The organism is Citrobacter sp. Marseille-Q5395 (assembly GCF_947057495.1).
Lineage (GTDB): Bacteria > Pseudomonadota > Gammaproteobacteria > Enterobacterales > Enterobacteriaceae > Citrobacter > Citrobacter murliniae.
The window spans coordinates 1-1,833 of sequence record NZ_CAMSEL010000060.1 but is presented as its reverse complement, the minus strand read 5'-3'; the positions used below and the strand labels follow the sequence as shown (position 1 = coordinate 1,833).

At 48.8% G+C, this 1,833-nt stretch carries 3 protein-coding genes; all 3 read right to left on the bottom strand.

Features of this window, described 5'->3' with window-relative positions; all coding sequences use genetic code 11:
• The coding region (locus OH663_RS25925) for an IS1 family transposase (protein WP_304481747.1) at nucleotides 1–91 on the bottom strand (91 nt) is incomplete at its 3' end.
• A gap of 165 nt (nucleotides 92–256) precedes the next feature.
• Nucleotides 257–1,390 carry a glutathione-independent formaldehyde dehydrogenase gene (locus OH663_RS25920; RefSeq protein WP_017384068.1) on the bottom strand — a complete coding sequence of 378 codons (1,134 nt, stop codon included), beginning with the start codon at nucleotides 1,388–1,390 and terminating at the stop codon, nucleotides 257–259.
• Between the two features lie 334 nt (nucleotides 1,391–1,724).
• Nucleotides 1,725–1,833: IS3 family transposase (locus tag OH663_RS25915; protein ID WP_131729156.1), on the bottom strand; the 109-nt coding region annotated here is incomplete at its 5' end.

Below are 1,833 nucleotides of genomic sequence, written 5' to 3'. Positions count from 1 at the left end.
GATAGCGCTGATGTCCGGCGGTGCTTTTGCCGTTACGCACCACCCCGTCAGTAGCTGAACAGGAGGGACAGCTGATAGAAACAGAAGCCACTGGAGCACCTCAAAAACACCATCATACACTAAATCAGTAAGTTGGCAGCATCACCTGGCAGCTGAAAGTATGAATAATAACGCCCTGACAGGATATTTTATTGCACCCTGTCAAAAGTCATACATTCTTTCCCGGTTTTTGCTTTCTCATACCGGATAACTCTATTTAAGGCTTAAGGATAACCTTCGTCCATCCTTCATCCCGCTCATCGAAGTGCTTATATCCGGCAGGAGCCTCTTCAAGCGAAAGACGATGAGAAATTATTTTGCCCGGACTGGCTTTATCGTGATGGATGAGGCGAGACAGCTGACGGTTATAGGCCTTAACGTTCGCCTGGCCGGTACGGATTGCCTGTCCTTTAAACCAGAAACTCCCAAAATCAAATGGCATCTTACCCTCTCTGGCAAGCTCCGATTCAGCCCCCGGATCCTGAGGAATAAAGACGCCAACCACACCAATTCCCCCGGTTGCTTTCGTCGACGCAACAAGACTGTTCATGGTGACAGAGTTATCTTCATGGCCATGTTTGTTACAGCACTGATAGCCAACACATTCGCAGCCACAATCCGTACCGCGTCCATCCGTCAGGTCGAGAATTTTTTGTACAGCTTCATCGCCAGTAGCATTGATGCCCGTCGCCCCCATTTTTTCAGCCAGAGCCAACCGGTCTGTGTGCGTATCAACCACAAACACCTGTGAAGCACCTTTAATGATCGCCGAATGAGCTGCCATCAAACCGACCGGCCCCGCGCCATAAATGGCCACGCTTTCACCAGGCTTCAATCCGGCAAGTTCTGTTGCATGCCAGCCGGTAGGAAAAATGTCAGAGAGCATCACATAATCATCTTCTTTTTCTGCCGCATCAGGGGGAAGAACAAGGCAGTTAAAGTCGGCAAATGGCACCCGAAGCAGTTCCGCCTGCCCCCCCTCCCAGGGACCCATTTCAGCAAAACCATAAGCTGCGCCTGCCGAACCCGGATTGGTAGTGAGACAAAAGCCGGTCAGACCTTTTTCACAGTTTTCGCAAAAACCACATCCCACGTTAAACGGCAGACAAACATAGTCGCCCACCTTAATACGTTCAACGCCTGAGCCAATTTCGACCACTTCACCCAGGTTTTCGTGACCCAGAATCCGTCCCTGTTCAAAGCTGGTCCGGCCCTCATACATGTGCAAGTCCGACCCACAAATGTTGGTGGTGGTGATGCGGACGAGTACATCCGTGGGGCGGACAATTTTCGCATCCGGTACGTCTTTTACTTTTACATCATAAGGACCGTTGTAAATTACTGCTTTCATGATCTTCTCCTTCTTGCGTGCGGAAAGGAAATGCTGCCCGGCGGATTGGGGTATCAATCGAGTTTAGCTGCCATAACAGATCTCGCGATCGGCGAAAGGACGATTAGGATGTTTCTTAACTAAGTGCATTGAAGTCTGTAAGACAGGTACTTACCGATGAAGGCTGCCTGGAAAACGTAAAAACATCACACGTTAATCCGGTTTTTTTAAGCAGGCAGGGGATTACGGACAGCTTTGAGCGAGAAGCGGATAAAGTAAATCTATCTCATTTCTGCATTGTGCCAGAAGTAGACATAGGTGAATTAGGTAACCCTAGTGAATCGCCACGGATAATCTAGACACTTCCGAGCCGTTGATAATACTGGTTTTCATATTCTGTCGGTGACATCTGTTCGCTAGAACCATGCCGACGCTTACTGTTATAAAACATTTCGATGTAATCA